This window comes from Methylobacterium sp. Leaf94, from assembly GCF_001426045.1.
GTDB lineage: Bacteria > Pseudomonadota > Alphaproteobacteria > Rhizobiales > Beijerinckiaceae > Methylobacterium.
Map to the genome: position 1 here is coordinate 26,469 of NZ_LMRM01000063.1, position 20,811 is coordinate 47,279.

The 20,811-nt window shown below is 72.8% G+C and carries 17 protein-coding genes, 1 tRNA gene and 1 pseudogene; 10 read left to right on the forward strand and 9 right to left on the reverse strand.

The genetic code is table 11. The features are described 5' to 3' along the window. Positions 1-2: 2 nt before the first annotated feature. The 3 genes from ASG63_RS22010 to ASG63_RS22020 all read right to left on the reverse strand — a co-directional run bounded on the left by ASG63_RS22010 (position 3) and on the right by ASG63_RS22020 (position 3,284). Positions 3-2,459, reverse strand: a complete 2,457-nt coding sequence (locus ASG63_RS22010) for a DNA topoisomerase (protein ID WP_200927246.1) — start codon at positions 2,457-2,459, stop codon at positions 3-5. Between the two features lie 43 nt (positions 2,460-2,502). Continuing rightward, complete coding sequence (locus ASG63_RS22015) at positions 2,503-2,805, reverse strand: DUF6894 family protein (RefSeq protein WP_244479638.1); 303 nt, start codon at positions 2,803-2,805, stop codon at positions 2,503-2,505. A gap of 200 nt (positions 2,806-3,005) precedes the next feature. Then, complete coding sequence (locus ASG63_RS22020; protein WP_244472567.1) at positions 3,006-3,284, reverse strand: hypothetical protein; 279 nt, start codon at positions 3,282-3,284, stop codon at positions 3,006-3,008. A gap of 341 nt (positions 3,285-3,625) precedes the next feature. Between ASG63_RS22020 and ASG63_RS22025 the strand changes: the two genes are divergently transcribed. From ASG63_RS22025 to ASG63_RS22030, 3 genes are all read left to right on the forward strand, one after another. After that, positions 3,626-3,940 (forward strand): hypothetical protein, encoded by a 315-nt coding sequence (locus ASG63_RS22025; protein ID WP_056221872.1) that lies wholly within the window; start codon positions 3,626-3,628, stop codon positions 3,938-3,940. Positions 3,941-4,113: 173 nt separating this feature from the next. Next, positions 4,114-4,290 carry a hypothetical protein gene (locus ASG63_RS26100; RefSeq protein ID WP_200917502.1) on the forward strand — a complete coding sequence of 59 codons (177 nt, stop codon included), beginning with the start codon at positions 4,114-4,116 and terminating at the stop codon, positions 4,288-4,290. A gap of 164 nt (positions 4,291-4,454) precedes the next feature. Continuing rightward, positions 4,455-4,658, forward strand: coding sequence for a hypothetical protein (locus ASG63_RS22030; protein WP_055953942.1), 204 nt, complete (start codon positions 4,455-4,457; stop codon positions 4,656-4,658). A gap of 132 nt (positions 4,659-4,790) precedes the next feature. Here ASG63_RS22030 and ASG63_RS26105 read toward each other — a convergent pair whose 3' ends face one another. Beyond that, a complete protein-coding gene (locus ASG63_RS26105) occupies positions 4,791-4,934 on the reverse strand; it encodes a hypothetical protein (protein WP_200917504.1) in 144 nt (47 codons plus the stop codon). A gap of 117 nt (positions 4,935-5,051) precedes the next feature. Next, positions 5,052-6,008 carry an alpha/beta hydrolase gene (locus ASG63_RS22035; protein WP_056221875.1) on the reverse strand — a complete coding sequence of 319 codons (957 nt, stop codon included), beginning with the start codon at positions 6,006-6,008 and terminating at the stop codon, positions 5,052-5,054. Between the two features lie 97 nt (positions 6,009-6,105). On the opposite strand from ASG63_RS22035, the gene ASG63_RS22040 reads away from it, so the two are divergent. Both ASG63_RS22040 and ASG63_RS24770 read left to right on the forward strand, forming a co-directional pair. Continuing rightward, a complete protein-coding gene (locus ASG63_RS22040; RefSeq protein WP_056221877.1) occupies positions 6,106-6,993 on the forward strand; it encodes a LysR family transcriptional regulator in 888 nt (295 codons plus the stop codon). An 83-nt stretch (positions 6,994-7,076) separates the two neighbouring features. Beyond that, positions 7,077-7,991, forward strand: a pseudogene (locus ASG63_RS24770) (transposase). Between the two features lie 43 nt (positions 7,992-8,034). Here ASG63_RS24770 and ASG63_RS22050 read toward each other — a convergent pair. From ASG63_RS22050 to ASG63_RS22060, 3 genes are all read right to left on the reverse strand, one after another. Beyond that, positions 8,035-8,124 (reverse strand) — tRNA-Ser (locus tag ASG63_RS22050). A 472-nt stretch (positions 8,125-8,596) separates the two neighbouring features. Next, the gene (gene mdoH, locus ASG63_RS22055; protein WP_274534756.1) at positions 8,597-10,738 is read right to left on the reverse strand and encodes a glucans biosynthesis glucosyltransferase MdoH; all 2,142 of its coding nucleotides are present in this window, start codon (positions 10,736-10,738) and stop codon (positions 8,597-8,599) included. Positions 10,739-10,791: 53 nt separating this feature from the next. Next, positions 10,792-12,384 (reverse strand): glucan biosynthesis protein, encoded by a 1,593-nt coding sequence (locus ASG63_RS22060; RefSeq protein WP_056221885.1) that lies wholly within the window; start codon positions 12,382-12,384, stop codon positions 10,792-10,794. 398 nt (positions 12,385-12,782) lie between these two features. On the opposite strand from ASG63_RS22060, the gene glmU reads away from it, so the two are divergent. The 4 genes from glmU (at position 12,783) to ASG63_RS22080 (ending at position 17,080) form a co-directional block, all read left to right on the forward strand. After that, on the forward strand, positions 12,783-14,162 hold the full coding sequence (gene glmU, locus ASG63_RS22065; protein ID WP_244480000.1) for a bifunctional UDP-N-acetylglucosamine diphosphorylase/glucosamine-1-phosphate N-acetyltransferase GlmU: 1,380 nt from the start codon (positions 12,783-12,785) through the stop codon (positions 14,160-14,162). A gap of 247 nt (positions 14,163-14,409) precedes the next feature. After that, positions 14,410-16,236 (forward strand): glutamine--fructose-6-phosphate transaminase (isomerizing), encoded by a 1,827-nt coding sequence (gene glmS / locus ASG63_RS22070; protein ID WP_056221892.1) that lies wholly within the window; start codon positions 14,410-14,412, stop codon positions 16,234-16,236. A 170-nt stretch (positions 16,237-16,406) separates the two neighbouring features. Next, positions 16,407-16,646 (forward strand): antitoxin, encoded by a 240-nt coding sequence (locus ASG63_RS22075; RefSeq protein ID WP_056221894.1) that lies wholly within the window; start codon positions 16,407-16,409, stop codon positions 16,644-16,646. Beyond that, positions 16,643-17,080 (forward strand): type II toxin-antitoxin system VapC family toxin, encoded by a 438-nt coding sequence (locus tag ASG63_RS22080; RefSeq protein WP_056221897.1) that lies wholly within the window; start codon positions 16,643-16,645, stop codon positions 17,078-17,080. The genes ASG63_RS22075 and ASG63_RS22080 overlap by 4 nt, the downstream gene beginning before the upstream one ends. 106 nt (positions 17,081-17,186) lie before the next feature. Here ASG63_RS22080 and ASG63_RS22085 read toward each other — a convergent pair whose 3' ends face one another. Further along, complete coding sequence (locus tag ASG63_RS22085; RefSeq protein WP_056221902.1) at positions 17,187-18,530, reverse strand: dicarboxylate/amino acid:cation symporter; 1,344 nt, start codon at positions 18,528-18,530, stop codon at positions 17,187-17,189. A gap of 359 nt (positions 18,531-18,889) precedes the next feature. Between ASG63_RS22085 and ASG63_RS22090 the strand changes: the two genes are divergently transcribed. Next, a complete protein-coding gene (locus ASG63_RS22090) occupies positions 18,890-20,803 on the forward strand; it encodes an ATP-binding protein (RefSeq protein WP_082559456.1) in 1,914 nt (637 codons plus the stop codon). Positions 20,804-20,811: the final 8 nt, after the last annotated feature.

Consider the following 20,811-nt stretch of genomic DNA (forward strand, 5'->3'; position numbering starts at 1 on the left):
GATCAGCCGGCGCCGCGACCGGCCGTCCTCCGGCGCGGCCGCCCCGCCGCCGTGCCGGCCTCCTTCGCGATCCCCCGGCCGGCCTCCTTGCCGGCAGCCTTCGCGATGCCCCGGCCGGCCGCCCCGCCGGGCGTCGGCTTGACCGGCCCCGGCCTCGCCTGGCGCGCGGTCGGCCCCGTCCGCGTCGGCGCCGCCTGGGCGTCGAGGAACCGGCGGCAGGCCTCGAACTGCGTCTCGACCTCGGGCGGGCAGTCCAGGCCGCGCTCCGCCGCCAGGGTCCGGGCATAGCGCAGCATCGCCGCGCTGGGGGCACGCGGCCCGCCGGCCGCGCCCGGCGCCGCCGTTCGTGACGCGGCGGGACCGGCCTCGGCATCCAGGAAGGCCCGGCAGCGGGCGAGGCTGCTCTTGCAGCCGCGGGGCAGCGGGATGCCCTTGCGGGCCGCCAGCGCCACCGCGAAGGCGACCATGGCCGGCGTGGGCGGACGATCGCCGCCGCCCGCGGCTCCGCGTCCCCGCGACGGCGGGATCAGGCTCGGGTCCAGGCTGACCACCTCCGCCTGCGCGATGGCGGCGATCAGGCCGTCGAGGCGGGTGCGGGTGCGCTGCCGGAAGGCCTCGGCCCGCGCCCGCGCCTCGACCCGGGTGGGCGCCCGGCCGATCTCGGCGAGCTCCGCCTCGAACGACGCCCGGCCCACCGGGTCGCCATAGGCCGGAAACACCCGCCGCACCGCCGCGATGAAGGCGAGCCCCACCTCGGTCACCGTGAGGGCCGGGTCCTTGCCGTCCCCGAGGGCGAGGTAGTGGCTCTTCAGGAGCTTGGGCAGGATGGTGTCCCGGGTCGCGGCCGTGCCGAGCCCCTTCGGCTCGTTCGGATTGACGGGGTTCTCCAGGGCCCGCTTCGCCGCCGGATCGTCCACCTGGTCGATCAGGCGGCCCATCACCACGGGAAGCTCGCCCCGGGTGATCCGGCGGGGCGGCTCGGTCACGGCCTCGACGATCTCGGCACCGGCGGCCCTGGCCGCCTCCCCGTCGCGCAAGGCGGGCAGGCGGGTGGCGCGGGCCTCGTCCTCGGGCCGGGCCTTGCCCGGAACGGGATCGGCCTCGATCTCGGCCTCCGCCCCGTAGAGGGCGCGCCAGCCCGGCGCGCGCACGACGCGCCCGCCGACCGCGAAGCGCTTCGCGCCGAGGGGCGTCGCCACCTCGGCCACGACCTCGGTGCGCGCATCGATGCCGTCGGGCAGGTGCGCGGCGCCATAGGCCTTGGCGACGAGTTCCCAGAGGCGGGCGAGGTCCGCCGCGAGGCGCCCGGGCTCCGGCACCTTGCGCAGGGGCACGATGGCGTGGTGCTCGCCCGGATCCTTGACGTAGTGCCCCCGCGCCCCGCGCCGGATGACGGGCGGCGCCGCGGTCAGCAGGGCGCCGAGGTCCGGCAGCACGGAAGCGATGGCGGCCAGCACCGCGCCCGCATCCCCGGCCTGCCCCTCGGGCAGGGCATCCGACTCGGTGCGCGGATAGCTGAGATAGCCCTGGTCGTAGAGATCCTGCGCGAGCCGCGCCGTGTGCTGGGGGTCCCAGCCGAAGCGCTTGGCGCAGCGGCGGGCCAGGGTGTCCTTCGAGAACAGGCGCGGCGGCGCCCGGCGGACGTCCCGCTGCGTCACCCCGAGGGGCCCGGACCACGCGGTCGCCGCCGCCCGGATGGTCTCGGCCGCGGCGCGTTCGAAGATCCGCTCCTTGGGGAGGTGCCACAGGGTCAGGGCCGCTCCCGTGCCGGTCTCGGCGTGCAGCGCCACCTTGAAGAAGTCCTGCGGGACGAAGGCCCGGATGCGCGCCTCGAGGTCCGCCAGGATGGCGAGCGTGGGCGTCTGCACCCCGCCGAAGCGCCAGGGCTCGCGGAAGGCGGGCGGCCGCAGGCGCAGGGAGATCGCGCGCGTGCCGTTGAGGCCGAGATGGTAATCCTCGTATTGCCGGCACAGCGCCTCCAGGTAGGCGGCGTAGTCCCGCTCGCCGGATTCCGGCTCCCGGGCCAGCATGGCGAAGGCCCGCCGGACGGAGACGTCGTCGAGGGCGCCGAGCTTGAGGCGGTCGACCCGGCCGCGCCAGCCGAGATGCTCCAGCACCTCCCAGGCGATCATCGACCCCTCCCGCCCCGGATCGGTGGCGATGATGACGCGCTCGACGCCCCGCAGGGCCTGGCCGATCGCCGCGAGCTTGCCCGCATGCGACTGGCCGGACCGGTTGGTGCCGCAGATCACCGGCAGGGTGTCGAGGACGATCGGCAGGGCCTCGAACTGCCAGACCTTCCAGTCCGGCCGGATCCGGCCCGGCTCCTCGGCGGCGAGCAGGTGCCCCTCGGCCGCGACGCAGACGGTGCCGGGCGAGCGGAAGTAGCGCTGGAGCTGACGCATCGCCGACGGCTTCTCGAAGAAGAACAGCGTGCGGCCGGGCGGGGCAGGGGACATGGGATGGGGCACACGGGCTGGAAGGGGATCGCGCGCGCGGGGCTCAGGCGGCCTGCCCGAGGCCGTCCCCGTCGCGGGCCCGCCGCGCCGTCCGTGCGGGCCGGTCCCGGCCCTGCGCCGGAGGATCGACGGACAGGAAGGGCCGGACGAGGACGCGCCGGCCGCGCAGGTCGTGGACGGTCACGTGCCACTCCGCCCAGTCTCCTCCCGCGCCGAGGCTGCGCATCACGTCCCGCGCCACCGCCTCGGCCCGGCGCATCAGCCGATGGGGCGCCCGGATGTCGTTGCCCACGGCATCGAAGATGCATTCGCGGCCGTTGGTGCAGTGGAAGCGGTAGCGGGCCATGCTGCTCTGACTCCCCCGTCGCCGCGCGCCGGGACGCGCTCGAGTTCACTCTCTGTTCTCATATGCACGCAAGGGCGCCGGGATGGCAAGGGCGGGATGGCAAGGGCGGGATGGCAAGAGGTGGCCCGCGCACGCAAAGCCTGCGCGGGCAGGACCGCCGGGCGGCGGCGTCCTGGGGGAAGTCCTCATGGAAGAAGTCGTCAGCGCCCGCCGGCGCCCCCCCGCATGCTCCTCTGCCGACAGGTGCGGCCCATATCCTCGAAGCCCGCCGGGCAGCGCCGGACGCAGGCGCCGGCGGCGTACTTGAGCGGCGGCCGGCAAGCCCGGCTGAAGCGCTGTTCCTGGAACAGGTAATCCTTCGCGGGGCTCTGCGCCGCGGCCGGGCCGGTCAGCCCCAAGGGGACCACGCCCAACGGAAGCGCGCCCAGGGGAAGCGCGACGAGCGCGAGGCGGAGGGCGGCGTGGGGGAGGCGGGGCATCGATTGTTCCGGGGCGGGGGCTTGGGTCCGGGGGAGCCTTGCGGCCTTCGCCTCTACCACGTCCCGTCCCACCCGGACATGGGCGCCGACGCGCGGCGCGCCTCGGCCCGGAGGGGCGTCCAGCGCCCCCGGCGTCGCGACGGGCCTCGCGATCGGTCTCGATGCCACTATCCGCCGACATCTCTTCCTGATCCGCACCGATCTCGACCCGACAACACTTTTGCCATCCTGCTTTTTTGCAATGCACGGGTAATACCGCGGAGCACAAACTAGCCTATTGGTGGAACTTGTACCTTCGCGAACCGTAGGTAGTCTGAACGGGCCCAACCCTCGGGGACGCCATGTTGTACCTGTCCTTCCTTCTCCTGGGCGCCGTGGCCAGCCGCGCGTTCCGGATCTCGGGCCTGCTGGCGATCGTCGCGCTCCTGGCGGTGGCCATCGGACTCGAAGGCGCCCTCAACCAAAGGGACCCGGCCTCCGTGCTGGGCCATGCCGTGCTGATGCTGGCGGCGGTGGAAATCTCCTATCTCGCCACATCCTGGCTGTGGGACGCGGCGGCCCGTCCGCGGCCGCACGGGGAGATCGGAAGCGGGGAAGAGCCCGCGACCCCGAGGCCTTTCGGGCCAAGCCTCCCCGGCGAGCCCCGGGAGTTGTGAAGGTCCGCCCCGGACGCGACGGGGACAGGATCCCGCATCCGAACACCGCCGGCGCCGTCGAACGCCGACCGGCCCGCTATGATTCGGAAATTTCCTGCGCAACCTCCGCCCATCTTGCAGCATTATGCAGACTCGCCCCAAACGTCCGAACGGGGTCAAACGGAGTGTGACGGATGAGCGCCGGCTATCCACTTCTGATCCTCGCCCTGGGAACCCTCGGCGGCATCGGCTTCCTCGCCCTCGGGGCCCGCAAGCAGGTCGCCGACCTGAAGAACGACCCGAAGCGATCGAGCTTCGTGCGCGATCACGGCGGCACGCCGCGGGAGAACATGCCGGGCACCGAGCACTGACGGGGCGACCGGGACGTCCGCACGCGGCGTCCCGGTCGCCGAGACGGTCCCCGCCTGCCGAGTCGGAACCGGCGCCCGGCCCAGCCGTTGACAGACAGATTGGAATTAATCTAATTCGCAACTGAGCGCGGCCTTCGCCGCCGCGCAGATCCCAAGGAGCTCCCATGGCCGGCCACGCGCATTGCGACAGCTGCAAGTTCTTCGACGAGCACAAGGTGAACGGCGCCCAGGCGGCCGGCGAAGAGGGCCTGTGCCGCTACAACCCGCCCGTGACCCAGCCCGCCCCCGAGTCGAAGGGCCTCTGGCCGGTGGTCGCCACCAGCGACTGGTGCGGCCACTTCACGCCCGAGATGTCGGCGGCCGAGTAAGCGGCCCGCACCGCATCCCACCAAGGGCCAGCCTTCGGGCTGGCCCTTCTCGTTTCGGCCGCGATCGACGAACGGGTCGGGTCGACCGCCATCCGGATCGCGGCGCGCACGGCGCGTCCCGCACCGACGGCCCTACAGGGTATTCCGCTTCAGGTGAGCGGCGACCCGCCCGCCGCTCACCTCGGCATCCGGGTTGCGAACCTCGCGCATCCGCGGAGCGGACCCGGTCGTCAGGTAGACCACCACCGTCAGTGCCAGGAGCACCTTCGCGCCCATCGCCCTTGCCCTCATCGTTAAGAGGGGGTGGATAGGATCGATCCCTTTCGACTTTGTTGCAGTGCGGTGGCTCCTCGCGCCGCCGCGGCGGCTTCGTCGGGTGTGGTGAACAGACCGTCACGGCGTGCCGCGATCCCCCGAACCGGCGCAGGCCGCCGTCACGGCCCGATCCAGGAACGCCGCCGCGGTGGCGATCGCCTCGCGCCCTTCGGCCAGTTCGGCATGGAACATGTGCCAGACGTGGAACATCCCCGGCCAGACCTCCAGCGAGGCGCGGACCCGGTTCTCGCCGAGATGCGCCGCGAGCCGGATGGCGTCGCTCAGCATCAGTTCGCCTTCGCCGATCTGCACCAGGATCGGCGGCAGCCCGCGGACATCGGCGAAGACCGGCGATGCCTCGGGGCTGTTCGGCAGCGCGCCGCCCAGGAAGGTCCTGGCCATCAGGTCGAGGCCGGCCTTGGTGTTCAGCCTGTCGAGGCCTTCGCGATTGGTCATCGACGCGCCGGTGTGCTCGAGGTTCGCCCAGGGCGAGAGCGCCGCACCGCCGGCCGGAAGCGCCACGCCGGCGTTGCGCGCCATGACCATCACCGAGACGACCATCGCCCCGCCGGCCGAATCTCCCGCGAACGTCACCGATGCCGGGTCCTGCCCCTGCTCGATCAGCCAGCGGTAGGCCGCGAACGTATCCTCGATCGGAACGGGGAACGGATGCTCCGGCGCCAGCCGGTAATCGGGCAGGTAGACGCGCGCCTTCAACGCCCTGGCGAACGCCGCGGCCAGCCCGTGATAGCCGTCCGGCCCGCCGACGATGTACGCCCCGCCGTGGATGTAGAAGAGCACGCGGTCGCCCGCGACCTCCGGCGGGGTGACGAGGGTCGCCGGCACGCCGCCCATGTCGACCTGTTCGATCCGCATGTCGGCCGGCGTCGGATGCTCGGCCATCGTGCGGACGTACGACCGCCGGATGTCGTCGATCGTCACGGACGCGGTCTCGCCGCGGAGGACGGGGGCGAGGTCCCGCAGGCTCGCGGCCCATCGGTCGAGGCGATGAATCACGGTGGGGTTGAGGGTCATGGCGCTGGCTCCCGATGGCGTTGATCCGTTCACGTCCCCGATATAGTCCGGTGATTGGCGACGGGACGTCGACACTGCGAGGGAGCGGCGGCGCCGCATGGCACCGGGCAACATCAACGACATCGTCGCCTTCGTGGCGGCCGCCGAGGCGGGCAGCTTCGTCGGCGCGGCCCGTGCGCGCGCGATGACGCGGTCGGGCATCGCCAAGAGCGTCGCCCGCCTCGAGGATCGCCTCGGCGTCCGCCTGTTCCACCGGACGACGCGCAGCCTGGGGCTGACCGACGACGGCCGCGTGTTCCTCGATCGCTGCACGCCGATCCTGGCCGACCTCGAAGCGGCGGAGTCGTCGATGTCCGATGGCGGCGGGGAGCCGCAGGGTCTGTTCCGCATGACCGCGCCGATGACGTTCGGACGCGTCGTGATCCTGCCGCTGCTCAACGATTTCCTGGCCCGCTGGCCCCGGCTGAAGGCCGAGGCGAGCTTCACCGACCGGATCGGCGACCTCATCGAGGACGGGATCGACCTGGCGATTCGGATCGGCGAGCCCCGCGAGACCAGCCGCCTCATCACCCGAACCCTGACCCAGCAGCACGATCGGGTCGTCGCGAGCCCTGCCTATCTGTCCACGCATCCGGCGCCGCGGCATCCCGACGATCTGGCGGGGCACGACTGCCTGAATTACATCGGCGCCGGGCAGAGGCGCCCGTGGCGCTTCACCGTCGAGGGCAGGACCGTCGCCGTCACCCCCCGCGCCCGCCTGTCGCTCGACAGCGGCGAAGCGCTCCGCGACGCGGCGGTCTCCGGGGCGGGGCTGGCGTTCCTGCCCGGCTATGTCGTCGAACGGGATCTCGCCGAAGGACGGCTCGTCGCGCTGTTGACGGACCATGGCGCCCCGCCGGTGCCGATCAGCCTCATCTATCCCAGCCGCCGCCATCTCGCGCCGAAGGTCCGGCGCTTCATCGATCTGCTGGTCCAGGCCGTCTGATACCCATCGGTACGGCTGAGGACGCACGGGTTCTACGCGCGCGCGTCGGGCGTGATCCGATCCGGCGAGCCAGGAGGTTTGCCCTGTCGAAGGCCGTGGACCTGCGCGCGGACTGGTGCCGATGCCCGACGACGCCGGGCGCGGACGAGCCGCGATGCCGGTCAGAGCCGGCGCCTTCGAGCGCGGGCCGCGATCGACGAGGGCGAAAGCCGCACCCGGGCTTGCGCGGATCGGCGCGGTCGGCCTGCAGAGGGTGCGCGACTGGGGGCTGGCCTTCGACACGGCTGGGCCGGATGGTTTGATCGAGCGCAGGAAGCCCGGCCCACGGCCCACGCGCGACGATGCGCGGCGACACGCCCTGGCGGCTGTCATCGAGGAAGGGCCGAACCTGCAGCCGCACGGCGTGGTGCGCTGGCGGCGGAAAGACTCGGCCGCCTGGCTGTTCGAGCGCTTTGGGATCAGCCTCGACGAGAAGAGCGTCGGTCGAACTCCGGTGGCAGGACGAGGCCCACCTCGGCCAGAAGAACCCGACCCCGCGGCGCTGGGCACGCCAGGGCAGCCGGCCCGCAGCTCCGAAGGATCGGCGCACGGCTTCCGCCGGCATCTTCGGGGCGGTCTGCCCGGAGAAAGGCGAGGGCGCCAGCCTCGTCCTGTTCCGCTGCGCCAGGCCGGCCATGACCGCGCATCGGGCCGAGATCCGTCGCGCCGTCGATCCCGGCGCTCACGCTGTCCCGATCCTTGAGGGAACCGGCCGGCACGTCGCCGCCGACCTCGTGGCGCCCGACACCATCGCCTTGCCGACGTTGCCGTCTCATGCCCCCGAACTCGCCCCGGTCGAGAAGGTCTGGCAGGTCCTGCGCGAGAACCGGCTCGGCGACAGGGTCTTCGCCTCCTGCGTGGATATTCCCGATCACCGCTGCGAGGCTTGGAACAAGCTGATCGCACAGCCCTGGACGATCCGGTCTCTCGGACTGCGCCAATGGGCCTATCGGTCGTGAACCACGCCGATTGGTCTCGGTCGAGTGCATCGAGTGGATACTTTGGCGGAAGGGGTGGGATTCGAACCCACGGTAGACTTGCGCCTACGGCGGTTTTCAAGACCGCTGCCTTAAACCACTCGGCCACCCTTCCAAGCCCATGCGGGAGCGAGAGACTTCGCCTCCGCGGAAGCACCGGGCCCGGACCCGCCGCTTCTGTTCGCCCTCGTTCGAACCGGCGATCCTGTCTATGGCTGCCCGCGGGGCGGCGTCAACCGTCGCCGCGGGGCCCGCCCTTGCGCCGCCCGGTGGAGCGGGATGGCGCAAGCCCGGTCGCCCGAGGGCTTCGGCGCGATCGGCGCGTCGCCCGTCCGCCCCGATACCCCTGTCGCCGCCGCCATCGTCCACGCCCGAAAAACCCGCCGCGGCTGGGCCGGGCGGGTGAAGGTGTTCCTCGGTGTTCCTGGGTGGAACGCCGTATCCTGCCACTTGGTATTCCAGCAGCAAAGGCGTGGGGGCCGGCCGCGGTGACGAGAGGCCGGGATTGAAACGGGAAACCTCGTCCGGGCCCGGCGGCGGCGCGTCACCGCCGGCGCCGCGGTGCGGTCAGGCCGGACGGCGCGGGCTCAGGGTGCCAGGCGGGTGAGGCGGTCGAGGAGGGCGCGGTCGTGCAGGAGGGCCATGCGCTCCTTCGGCGTCAGCCAGGCCCGGGCCTCGGCGATGCCCTCCGCCTCCACCACCTTGGCCTGGGCCAGCGCCCGGTCGGGGTCGATGGCCCCGCGCGGGCGGGGGGCGGTCTCGGGCAGCATCGCCGCGTGGGCTGCGGCGAGGTCCGCATCGGCGTGGAGGGCACTGAGCGCATCCGCGTCGTCGAGGCCCGCCTCGGCGTTGCGCCGGCTCAGGGCCCCGGCCTGCACGGCGATGGCGGGGGGGTCACGCTCCTCCGGGGTCATCAGCAGGCCGAGGCGCCGCAGGGCCAGCCCGAGGCCGAGCTGGCCGCTCGCCCAGGAGATGGGAATCGCCAGGACGAGGCCCAGGATGGTGGGCGACATCCACAGGAACAGCGAGGTGGCGATGGCGAAGGCCGCCACCCCCGTGACCAGGCCGAGCGCCATGTGCCAGCGGTGGCGGCGCACGATGTCGGACCAGGGGATCGAGCCGTCGTCGCGCCGCTGCGGGTTCCAGCCGGTGTCGCGCCCGAGCAGGATCTGGAACACCGAGCCCGACTGGATCAGCATCGCGATCGGGGCGATCAGGGCCGAGAGCAGGATCTCGATCAGGCTCGACAGCACGAGGCGGACCGCGCCGCCGCAGGCCCGGCGCACGGGTCCGTCGATCAGCGCGAGGCCCAGTCCCAGAAACTTCGGCGCCAGCAGGATGCCCATGGTCAGGCCGAAGAGCTGGAGCGCGCGCACGGGATCGAAGCGCGGCCAGACCGGGTAGAGGCCGAACTCGGAGGTGAAGTATTCCGGCCGCACATAGGCGGTCTGGAGCACCAGGGCGATACCGACCACGAGCTGGGCCAGCCACAGGGGCGAGGCGACGTAGCCGGCGATGCCGGTGGCGAAGTGCTGGCGGGAGGCGAGGGCAAGCCCCGCCGTGCCGATGATGCGGCTGTGCTGGAGGTTCCCTTGCGCCCAGCGCCGGTCGCGCACCGCCACGTCGATGAGCGAGGGCGGGCTCTCCTCGTAGGAGCCGGGCAGCGCCGGCAGCATGGTCACGCTCCAGCCGGCCCGCCGGATCAGGGCCGCCTCCACGAAGTCGTGGCTGAGCACGTGCCCGCCGAAGGGCGGCTTGCCCTTCAGGTCGGGCAGGCCGCAGGCCGCCGCGAAGGCGCGGGTGCGGATGATGGCGTTGTGGCCCCAGTAGTTGCCGTCGCGGCCCGACCAGACGGAGAGGCCCGTGGCGATCACCGGCCCGTAGATCCGCGCGGCGAATTGCTGGACCCGGGCGAACAGGGTGTTGCGGTTGATGATGAGCGGCAGCGACTGGATGATGCCGGCATCCGGGTCCGCCTCCATGGCGGCGGCCAGATGCACCACGCAGGAGCCGGTCATCAGGCTGTCGGCGTCGAGGACCAGCATGTGGTCGTAGGCGCCCCCCCAGCGGGAGACGAAGTCACCGATGTTGCCGGCCTTGCGGTGGTGGTTCTTGGCGCGATGGCGGTAGTACAGCCGCGCCCGTGCGCCGCCCCAGCGGGCCCGGAGCTCGAGGAAGGCGCGCTCCTCGGCGATCCAGGCGTCGCCCTGGGTCGAATCCGACAGGACGAAGTAGTCGAAGGCCTCGCCCAGGACCGTGGCGTCGATCTCGGCGCGCATCGCCTCGATGGCCGCGAAGGTGCGCGCGGTGGCCTCGTTGTAGACCGGCATCACCACCGCGGTGCGGGTGGCCAGACGCGCCGGCAGGGCCGGGGTCGTTCCGCGGCGCAGAAGGACGAGGAAGCCCAGGATCGCGCCGGTGAAGGCCAGCGCGATCCAGGAGAAGTTCAGGGTGAAGAGGGCGAGCAGCACGTATTGCAGCGCCGTGGTGCCGCCCGAGACCGCCACCACCTCGTACATCTGCATCGCGCCGTAGGCGGTGAGCAGCGCCGCCCCGCCGAAGACGAAGGCGCGGGCGAGCCAGGGCTGGGCGTGGCGCGCGGCCGGGCGGTGGCCGTCGGCCGGGTCCCAATGCTCCAGGCCCTGCACGGGCATCGGCAGCGGCGCCTCGGGGGGCATCGCGGCGGCGAAGGGCCGGGGGGCCGGACGGGCCGGGGCGGCCGGATCCACGGGACGGGCCGCGGCGGCCGGAGCCGCCGCGTCGGGGGAGAGGGGGGATGCGGTCACGGGGTCCAACGGTAGAGCCAGGTTTCGGTGAGGGGGATGCCGCCGCGCTGCAGGTTGAGCCGCAGCTCGCAGGACTTTTCGCCCTTCGGGTCGAGCTCGAAGGCCACCCGCAGGGTGTCGCGCTCGGGGTAGCGGTAGAGGGTGCTCGACGGGATCGCCCCGGAGGCCGCGCCGAGCTGGGTCTGGAGGTCCCCGGGGGCGGCGATGCCCGCGCCGGTGAAATCCACCAGGAACAGGCGGCGGTTGTCGCCGCCGCGCCCGCTGCGCGTGCCCGAGACCAGGGCGACCTTCGGCGGCTCGGGGGGCTGCCAGCACCAGTGCTGGCGGTAGCTGAAGGGCATCTCGGCCCCGGCCGCCAGGGTCGCCTTGGGGCGCCAATAGGCGAGCACGTTCTCGTTGAACTCGGAATCGCTCGGGATCTCCAGCAGGGTCACCGCCCCCGGGCCCCAGGCGCCGAGGGGCTCGAGCCAGAGGGAGGGGCGCCATTCCCAGTGCTGCACGTCGTCCTGGAAGGCGGCGTAGTCCCGCGCCCGCTGCATCAGGCCGAAGCCCTTCGGGTTCTCGTCGAGGAAGGAGGAGATCTGCAGGGTCTGGGGATTGCGCACCGGGCGCCAGATCGCCTCGCCGGCGCCGGTGCGGATCTGCAGGCCGCCGCTGGCGGAGGCGCCCGCGCGGGCGTCGTCCGCCCCGCGCCGGTCGTGGGGGCCGAACAGGTAGCTCGTGGTCATGCCGCCGAGGCCCAGATGGTCGATGGCCGCGCGGGCGAAGACCGTGCCCTCGACGTCGCAGAGGGAGGCGTCGCCGGGGCGCAGGCTCATGCGCAGGGCCGCCGCGGCGGAGGGCGAATCCACCAGGGCGTGCAGGACGAGGGGGCCGCCGGGGCCGGGCCGCTCGATCCAGATCGCGCGGAATTCGGGGAATTCCTCGCCCTTCGCGTCGGCCGGGCGCAGGGTCAGGGCCCGGGCCGTGACGCCGAAGCCCTGGCCGGTGGCCAGGAGGCGGAAGAACGACGCCCCCTGGACCATCGCGAAGTCGCTGAGCTCCCCGCCGCGGAAGCGGGCGCGGATGCGGAAGCCCGAATAGCCGGGGTCGTCCTTGAAGGCCGGGAGGGCGACGCCCTCCGTCTCGAACCGGGCCGGATCGTAGGGCAGGGCGCGCACGGTGCCCTCCTCCACCAGGGCCAGCGCCACGCGGGAGCGGAAGACCGAGCCGCGATGCAGGGGCTCCAGGGTGAAGCCCAAGCCCGCCTCGGCCCAGACCGCGCTGCCGGGCCGGGTGCGGATGGCGGCGTACTGCTCGCGGTTGAGGCCCGTCAGGGCGTCCGGCAGGTCGTCGATGCGGGGGGCCGCGTAGGGGCGCCTGGCCAGGGCCCGGGCGAGATCGGTGACGAGGCCCGGCTGGAACGGCGTGCCGTCGGCGGGCAGGGCGGGGGCCTCGTCGGCGGCGGCGGCCCCCGGCAGGGCCGCGAGACCGCCGGCAAGCGTCGCGAGGCCGGCCTGCCGGAGGACGGTGCGGCGGCTCGGGCCGGTGCAGCGGGTCGGGCCGCTGGCGGACGGGGCGTCGAGGAAATCCGGGTTCGGCGGCGTCATCAGGTCCGTGGGGTCGGCGGGGGCGCGCGGAGAAAGGCGAGGGCGTCGATGTGGGGGGCTCGCGGAGGTCGAGCGTCGGTCGTGTCTACCATGCCGGGGCCTGAACCGGGGGTTAAGCCCTCCCGAACCGCGCCGGTCAACGCCGAAGGGCGCGTTTCCGTTCGGTCCGGGCCGGGCCAAAGCTTGCCCGACAGGTCCTGTGACCCGACCGATACTGCCGGAGACCCTGCACGAGGTCCGGACCGATGAAGCCCATGCCGTTCGAGCCCGGACTTGAAACAGCCCCATCGGCGCTTTAGCCCGCGCAAGAGCACCCGCAAGAGCACCAGCTTGACCCGGGCACCAGCTTGACCCGAGCGACAGCGCGACCCGCGGCGGAACCCTCGATGACGGATCAGATGACCAGGAACGCAGACCGCAGCCTCACCGCCATCGTGCTCGCCGCCGGCAAGGGCACGCGGATGCGCTCGGACCTGCCCAAGGTGCTGCACCGGGTCGCCGGCCGGACCCTGCTCGGGCACGTGCTGGCCGCCGCGCAGGGGGCCGGGGCGACCCGCATCGCCGTGGTGGCGGAGCCGGGCCAGGACGCGGTCGCCCGCGAGATCGCCGCCCTGGCGCCCGGCGCGGCGGTCTACCCCCAGGCCGAGCGCCTCGGCACCGCGCACGCGGTGCTGGCCGCCCGTGCCGCCCTGGAGGCGGGCGACGACGACGTGGTGATCGCCTTCGGCGACACGCCGCTGATCACCGCCGACACCCTCGCGCGCCTGCGCGCGCCCCTGGCGCAGGGCGCGGCCGTGGCGGTGCTGGCCTTCGAGAGCCCGAATCCCACCGGCTACGGCCGGGTGCTGACGGAGGGGGACCGCGTCCTGGCGATCCGCGAGGAGAAGGACGCGAGCGCGGCCGAGCGCGCCGTCACCCTGTGCAATGCCGGCCTGATGGCCCTGTCGGGCCCCCATGCGCTGCCCCTCCTCACCCGCATCGGCAACGCCAACGCGGCGGGCGAATACTACCTGCCCGACGCCGTCGCCCTGGCGGTGGCGGACGGCCTGCCCGTCGCGGTGGTGCCGGTGTCGGAGGCCGAGGCGCAGGGGGTCAACGACCGGATCCAGCTCTCCGTGGCCGAGGCCGAGATCCAGGGGCGCCTGCGCCGGGCGGCCATGGCGGCGGGGGCAACCCTGATCGCGCCGGAGACGGTTTTCTTCAGCATCGACACGGTGTTGGGACGGGACGTTGTGGTGGAACCTCACGTGGTGTTCGGGCCCCATGTGACGGTGGGCGAGGCCTGCGTGGTGCACAGCTTCTCGCATCTGGAGGGCGCCACGCTTGAGCCCGGCGTCCAGATCGGCCCCTATGCCCGCCTGCGCCCGGGGGCGGTGCTGGAGACCGGCGCCCGCATCGGCAACTTCGTCGAGGTGAAGAACGCCCGGATGGGCGCCGGCGCCAAGGCGAACCACCTGACCTACGTGGGCGACGCCGAGGTCGGGGCGGGGGCCAATCTCGGGGCCGGCACCATCACCTGCAACTACGACGGGGTGAACAAGCACCGGACGCAGATCGGGGCGGGGGCCTTCATCGGCTCGAACACCGCCCTGGTGGCGCCCGTCCGCGTCGGCGCGGGCGCCATCGTGGGCGCCGGCTCGGTGATCGCCGGGGACGTGCCGGACGACGCCCTGGCGGTGTCGCGCGGTCGCCAGCGCAACCTGGCCGGCTGGGCGCCGGGCAAGCGCGCGGCCCTGCAGGCGGAGAAGGCGGCGCGGGCCACGAAACCGAAGCCGTGAGGCCGACGCGGGCGTGTGCTGAAAGCCCGCGTTCAGGATTGTCGGCGCAGGCTCCGAAGCGGGCTTGGCTGGCCGAGGCGGGCTTGGCTGACCGAAGCGGGCTTGGCCGGCTCCGAAGCAGGCTTGGCGGCCCGCCGGGTCACGCGGCTGGCGCGCCCCTGTCCCGATCCGGTACAAGCCCGGACGCATGCGACCGCGTCCGGGCCTCGCGCCGGGCATCTGAGAAACACCTGAGAGACCCAGACCCATGTGCGGAATCGTTGGCATCGTCGGACGGGACGCCGTGGCCGGGCAGCTGGTGGAAGCCCTGCGCCGGCTCGAATATCGCGGCTACGACTCGGCCGGCATCGCCACCCTGACGGAGGGGCACCTGGAGCGCCGGCGCGCCGAGGGCAAGCTCGCCAACCTGGAGATGCGCCTGCGCGACGCGCCGCTCGGCGGCAGCCTCGGCATCGGCCACACCCGCTGGGCGACCCACGGGCGGCCCAACGAGACCAACGCCCATCCGCACGCCACGACGCGCGTCGCCGTCGTGCACAACGGCATCATCGAGAATTTTCGTGCGCTGAAGGCCGAGCTGCAGGGCCAGGGCGTGCGCTTCGAGAGCGAGACCGACACCGAGGTGGTGGCCCAGCTCGTCAGCCACGCGATGGAGGGGGGCCTGGGGCCGGTCGAGGCGGTGGCGGCCTGCCTGCCGCGCCTGCACGGGGCCTTCGCCCTGGGCTTCATCTTCACCGGCCACGACGACCTCCTCATCGGCGCCCGCCACGGGGCGCCGCTGGCCATCGGGTTCGGCGAGGGCGAGACCTATCTCGGCTCGGACGCCCTGGCGCTGGCGCCCTTCACCCAGGAGATCACCTATCTCGACGAGGGCGACTGGGCGATCCTGTCGCGCGCGGGCGCCGAGATCCGCGACCCGGACGGACGGCCCGTCACCCGCGAGCGCCAGCGCATCGTCGCCCAGGCCTATCGGGTGGAGAAGGGCAACCACCGCCACTTCATGGCCAAGGAGATCCACGAGCAGCCCGAGGTGGTGGGCCGGACGCTGGCCCATTACGTCGACCTCGCCAACGGCCGCGTGGCCCTGCCCGAACCCCTGCCCTTCGACTTCGCCGCGCTCTCGCGGATCTCGATCACCGCCTGCGGCACCGCCTACTATGCCGGCCTCGTGGCCAAGTACTGGTTCGAGAGCCTGGCGCGCCTGCCCGTCGAGATCGACGTCGCCTCGGAGGCGCGCTACCGCGAGCCGCCGCTGGACCGGGACGGGCTCACCCTCGTGATCTCGCAATCGGGCGAGACCGCCGACACCCTGGCCTCCCTGCGCTACGCCAAGGGGCAGGGCCAGCACACCCTGGCGGTGGTCAACGTGCCGACCTCCACCATCGCCCGGGAGGCCTCCGCCACCGTGCCGACCCTGGCCGGGCCGGAGATCGGCGTCGCCTCCACCAAGGCGTTCTCGTGCCAGCTCACCGTGCTGCTGTGCCTCGCCATCGCGGCGGGCCGGGCCCGCGGCGCCCTAAGCGCCGAGGCGGAGCGCCGCCTCGTCGACGCGCTGATCACCGTGCCGGGTCTGATGGCCGACGCGACCAAGCTGGAGGGCGAAATCGAGCTGCTGGCCCGCGAGGTCGCCAAGGCCCGCGACGTGCTCTACCTGGGGCGCGGCACCAGTTACCCGATGGCGCTGGAAGGCGCCCTGAAGCTCAAGGAAATCAGCTACATCCACGCGGAAGGTTATGCGGCGGGTGAACTCAAGCACGGCCCCATCGCCCTCATCGACGAGAGCGTGCCGGTGATCGTGATCGCGCCCCACGACGCGATCTTCGAGAAGACGGTGTCGAACATGCAGGAGGTGGCCGCCCGCGGCGGGCGCATCATCCTGATCGGCGACGCCAAGGGCGCGGCCGCGGCCGGCCTCGACACCATGGCCACCGTGACGATGCCCGACCTCGACCCGGTGGTGGCCCCCATCGTCTACGCGGTGCCGATCCAGCTGATCGCCTACCACACCGCCGTCTTCATGGGCAAAGACGTCGACCAGCCGCGCAACCTCGCCAAATCCGTCACGGTGGAATAGGTCCGTGATGGGGGAGGCGGGTGCGGGCCGGCCCTTCGGAACCGCGACGGGCACGGCGGACCGAAGACCGCCAGTGGCCAGCCCCCTGCCACGGGCCTATGCTCGCCGGCACAGGCCCCTGCGACGGTCCACCGGGATGTTCCTGCAAGGGATCGTCATGGGAGGGTTTCATGGACGGAAAGACGGCGAGCCTGTTCCGGAGCGGCCGCAATCAGGCGCTGCGCATTCCGCGCGGGTTCGAGCTTCCCGGCACGAGCGCGCGCATCCGCCGGCTGCCGAACGGCAATCTCGAGATCGAGCCTCTGGGTGAGATCGGGCTGCTGGCCGCCTTCAAGGATGAGCCACCTCTGCCGCCGGACGATGCGATGGACCCGATCCCGGATCGTCCCGCAGAGCCCGTGGAGCGATGAGCGAGCGCTACCTGCTTGACACCAACATCCTCTCCGAGATCATCCGGGCGGGCAGAGACAGCGCCGTCCTGGGCATGATCGCCCGGGTCGGCCAGGACACCATCTGCACGAGCGCGATCGTGGCGAGCGAGATGCGCTACGGCGTCGAGCGCAAGGGCTCGACGCTCCTGCGTGACAAGGTGGAGCGTGCCCTGCGCAACATCGAGATCGTCCCCTACGCCTCCGACTGCGCGCACGCCTACGGCACCATCCGAGCGACGCTGGAGCGCGAGGGCAGGACGATCGGCGCCATGGACATGCTGATCGCCGCCCATGCCCTCGCGCTGAATCGAACCCTGGTGACGGACAATCTGCGCGAATTCGAACGCGTCGCCGACCTGCGCGTGGTCAACTGGCTCGACCCGGCCTCGCGGGAAGGCGGTCCCGCCGTGTAGGGACGCCGGCCGTCGCGGATCCTGTCCACGGTGCCAGGCCCTGATCGGTCCGACGCTCGACCTGACGAAGGAGGACCGGGCGCCGCGCGCCCGGTCCCGTGTCGCCTCACTCGGCCGGCTGCAGGGCCGGGAGCTCCGAGTCGAGGGGCATCGGGTTGCCGCCGAGCGCCGCCGCGAGCTTGACGTCGTCGACCTCGCCCTCCCAGCGGGCGACCACGATGCAGGCCACCGCGTTGCCGATGAAGTTGGTGAGCGCGCGGCACTCGGACATGAAGCGGTCGACGCCGAGGATCAGCGCCATGCCGACGACCGGCACCGAGGGCACCACCGCGAGGGTCGCCGCCAGGGTGATGAACCCCGAGCCGGTGACGCCGGCCGCGCCCTTGGAGGACAGCATCGCCACGAGGAGCAGGAGGCCCTGCTCGCCGTAGGTGAGGGGCGTGTCCGTGGCCTGCGCGATGAACAGCGCCGCCATCGTCATGTAGATGTTGGTGCCGTCGAGGTTGAACGAGTAGCCGGTGGGGACCACGAGGCCGACCACGGGCTTCGAGCAGCCGGCGCGCTCCATCTTCTCGAGGAGCGAGGGCAGGGCGGACTCGGAGGACGAGGTGCCGAGCACCAGCATCAGCTCTTCCTTGATGTAGCGGATGAGCTTGAGGATCGAGAAGCCGTTGTAGCGGGCGACGAGGCCCAGCACGCCGAGGACGAAGATCGCCGAGGTCAGGTAGAAGGCGCCGACCAGGTAGGCGAGGTTGGCGAGCGAGGCGATGCCGTACTTGCCGATGGTGAAGGCCATGGCGCCGAAGGCGCCGATGGGGGCGACCTTCATGATGATGTTGACGACGCCGAAGATGGCTTCCGACAGCACCTTGATGATGTCGAGGACCGGCTTGCCGCGGTCGCCCAGGAAGGCGAGCCCGAAGCCGAACAGCACCGAGAAGAACAGCACCTGGAGGATCTCGCCGCCCGAGAACGCCCCCACCGCCGTGGTCGGGATGATGTTCATCAGGAAGTCGGTGATCGTCTGCGTCTTGGCCTTGTCGGCGTACATCGCGATCGACTTCGGATCGAGCGACTTCGGATCGATGTGCATGCCCGCGCCCGGCTGGACGAGGTTCGCCACGATCAGGCCGACGATCAGCGCCAGGGTCGAGAAGGTGATGAAGTAGATCAGCGCCTTGCCGCCGACGCGGCCGACCTTCTCCAGGTTGGTCATGCCGGCGATGCCGGACACCACGGTGAGGAAGATCACCGGCGCGATGATCATCTTGACGAGCTTGATGAAGGCGTCGCCGAGCGGCTTCATGTCCGCGCCGACCTGCGGGTAGAAGTGACCGAGGGCGATGCCGATCGCCACGGCGACCAGCACCTGGAAATACAGGGTCCGGTAGATCGGCTTGGGCTGGGGCGGCGCGTGGGGCGCGGTGAGGGGCGATGGTACAGCGGCCATGATGGCGTTCTCCCGGTGGGTCTCTCGAACGATGCCGGCGCGGCTCGGGGACGGCGTCCCGCGTCCGCGCTCTCTTGCTCTTGCGCCGAGGGGTCCGGCCTCCCCCGGCCGCGCCCCGGAGGGGTGCGGCGGCGGGGGCGGCGGCCCTGCGGCGGACAGTCCTGCGGTCGACGCAGGGCTGCATTACCCCTCCGGAATGGCAACCGGCATGCCAGGGCGAGCGCCGGCGAAACGTTTCGTTAAGCCTTTGAAATCGGGATCGTTTTCACGATGAGTCCGCGGCGCGCGCAGGATCGCTTTGCGAAAACCCGGACGCGGCGGCGAAATCCTTTCCGGGAAATCGCAGGGGTCCGACCGGCATGAGGCCCCGCGCCCAGCCGGCCCGATCCCGGCCGGAGGAGGGGCCCGGCGCGCCCCGGGCCCCCGCGTCGCAGGGGCCGAGCCGGCGCAGCCTCGTCCTGCTGGCGAGCGTCGCCGCGATCCTGCTCGCGGCCTGGCTCGCCGGGGGGATCGCCGAGCGCTGGGCCCTGGCCGATTTGCGCCGCACGGCCGCGGCGACGCTGGGGCTGCAGGTCGGCGTCCTGGCGGCCGAGATGCAGAAGCAGACCTCCCTGCCCCTGGCCCTGGCGGCGGATCCGGAGATCGCCGCCGCCGCGCAGGCCGCGCCCCCGGCGGACCTGATCGACCGCGTGAACCGGCGCCTCGCAGAGGTCGCCGCCGCGACGGACTCGGCGGTGATCTACGTCATCCGGCCGGACGGCGTCACGGCCGCGGCCAGCAATGCGGGGAGCCGGGGCAGCTTCCTCGGCCGGGACTACGCCTTCCGGCCCTATTTCCGGCAGGCGATGCAGGAGGGGTCCGGCTCGCAGTTCGCCCTCGGCACCGTGAGCGGCCGCGCCGGCCTCTACCTGTCCCGGCGGATCGGCGCCGCCGGCGGCGTCGTGGTGGTCAAGATCGAGTTCAACGGCGTCGAGGCGGCCTGGCGCGCGGCGGGGGACGGGGTGTTCGTCGCGGATGCGCGCGGCATCGTCCTCGTGGCGAGCGAGCCGGCCTGGCGCTTCACCACCCTGCGCCGGATCGACGAGGCCGAGCGGCGGCGCATCCGCGAGGCCCTGGAATTCGGCGACGCGCCCCTCGACGACATGCCGCTCTATCCCGTCGCCGGCACGGAGGATCTCGTGCGCGTCGGCCAGGGCGCGCGCCCGGCCTGGGCCGCCCTGCGGCTGGACGCCCCGATCCCCGGGACCGCCTGGCGGCTCACCGCCCTGACGCCCCTGGGCCGCACCGTGGAGCGCGAGCGGGTCCAGGCCTGGATCATCGCCGCCCTGGTCACGGGCCTCGCCTGCCTCGGCCTCACCGCGCTGGCGGGCCGGGGCCGGCGCAACCGCGCGCGCCTCGCCCGCGCCTCGGCCCAGCGGGACGCCCTCGAGACCCGCGTCCGGGAGCGGACCCTGGAGCTCACCGACGCCAACCGGATGCTGCGCCTCGAGATCGAGGAGCGGCAGCGGGCGGAGGCCGAGCGCGAGCGCCTGGGGCGCGAGCTCGCCCAGGCGGGGCGCCTGGCCGCCCTCGGGCAGTTCGCCGCCAGCATGGCCCACGAGATCAACCAGCCGCTGGCCGCCATCCGCTCCTACGCCGACAACGCCGCCATCCTGGTCCGGCGCGGCCGGACGGAGGAGGCGGCCGAGAACGCCTTCGCCATCGGGCGCCTCACCGACCGCATCGGCGGCCTCACCCGCCAGCTCAAGGGCTTCGCCCGGCGCTCCTCCGCCAGGCGGGAGCCCGTGGCCCTGTCCGAGATCCTGCACAACAGCCTGGAGCTGGTGGAGGCCCGCGCCTCGGCCGCCCGCATCCCCCTGGTGGTGGAGGGCGCGCGCCCCGGCCTGCGGGTGCTCGGCGACGGGCCGCGCCTCGAACAGGTCGTGGTGAACCTGCTCCAGAACGCCCTCGATGCCGTCCAGGGCCGGACCGACCCGCGCGTCGGCGTGCAGGTCGCCGAGGAGGCGCCGGACCGCGTGGTGGTCGCGGTCCGCGACAACGGGCCCGGCATCCCCGAGGCGGTGCGGGCGCAGATCTTCGACGCCTTCTTCACCACCAAGTCGGACGGGCTCGGGCTCGGGCTCGCCATCGCCCGCGGAATCGTCGAGGATTGCGGCGGCAGCCTCACCGTCCAGGGCGATCCGGCGGGCGGCACGATCTTCCGCATGGCCCTGGTGAAGGCCGCGGCACAGGGGGGGACCGGGGTGGCCGGACCGGCGGAGGCGACGACGTGAGCGAGACC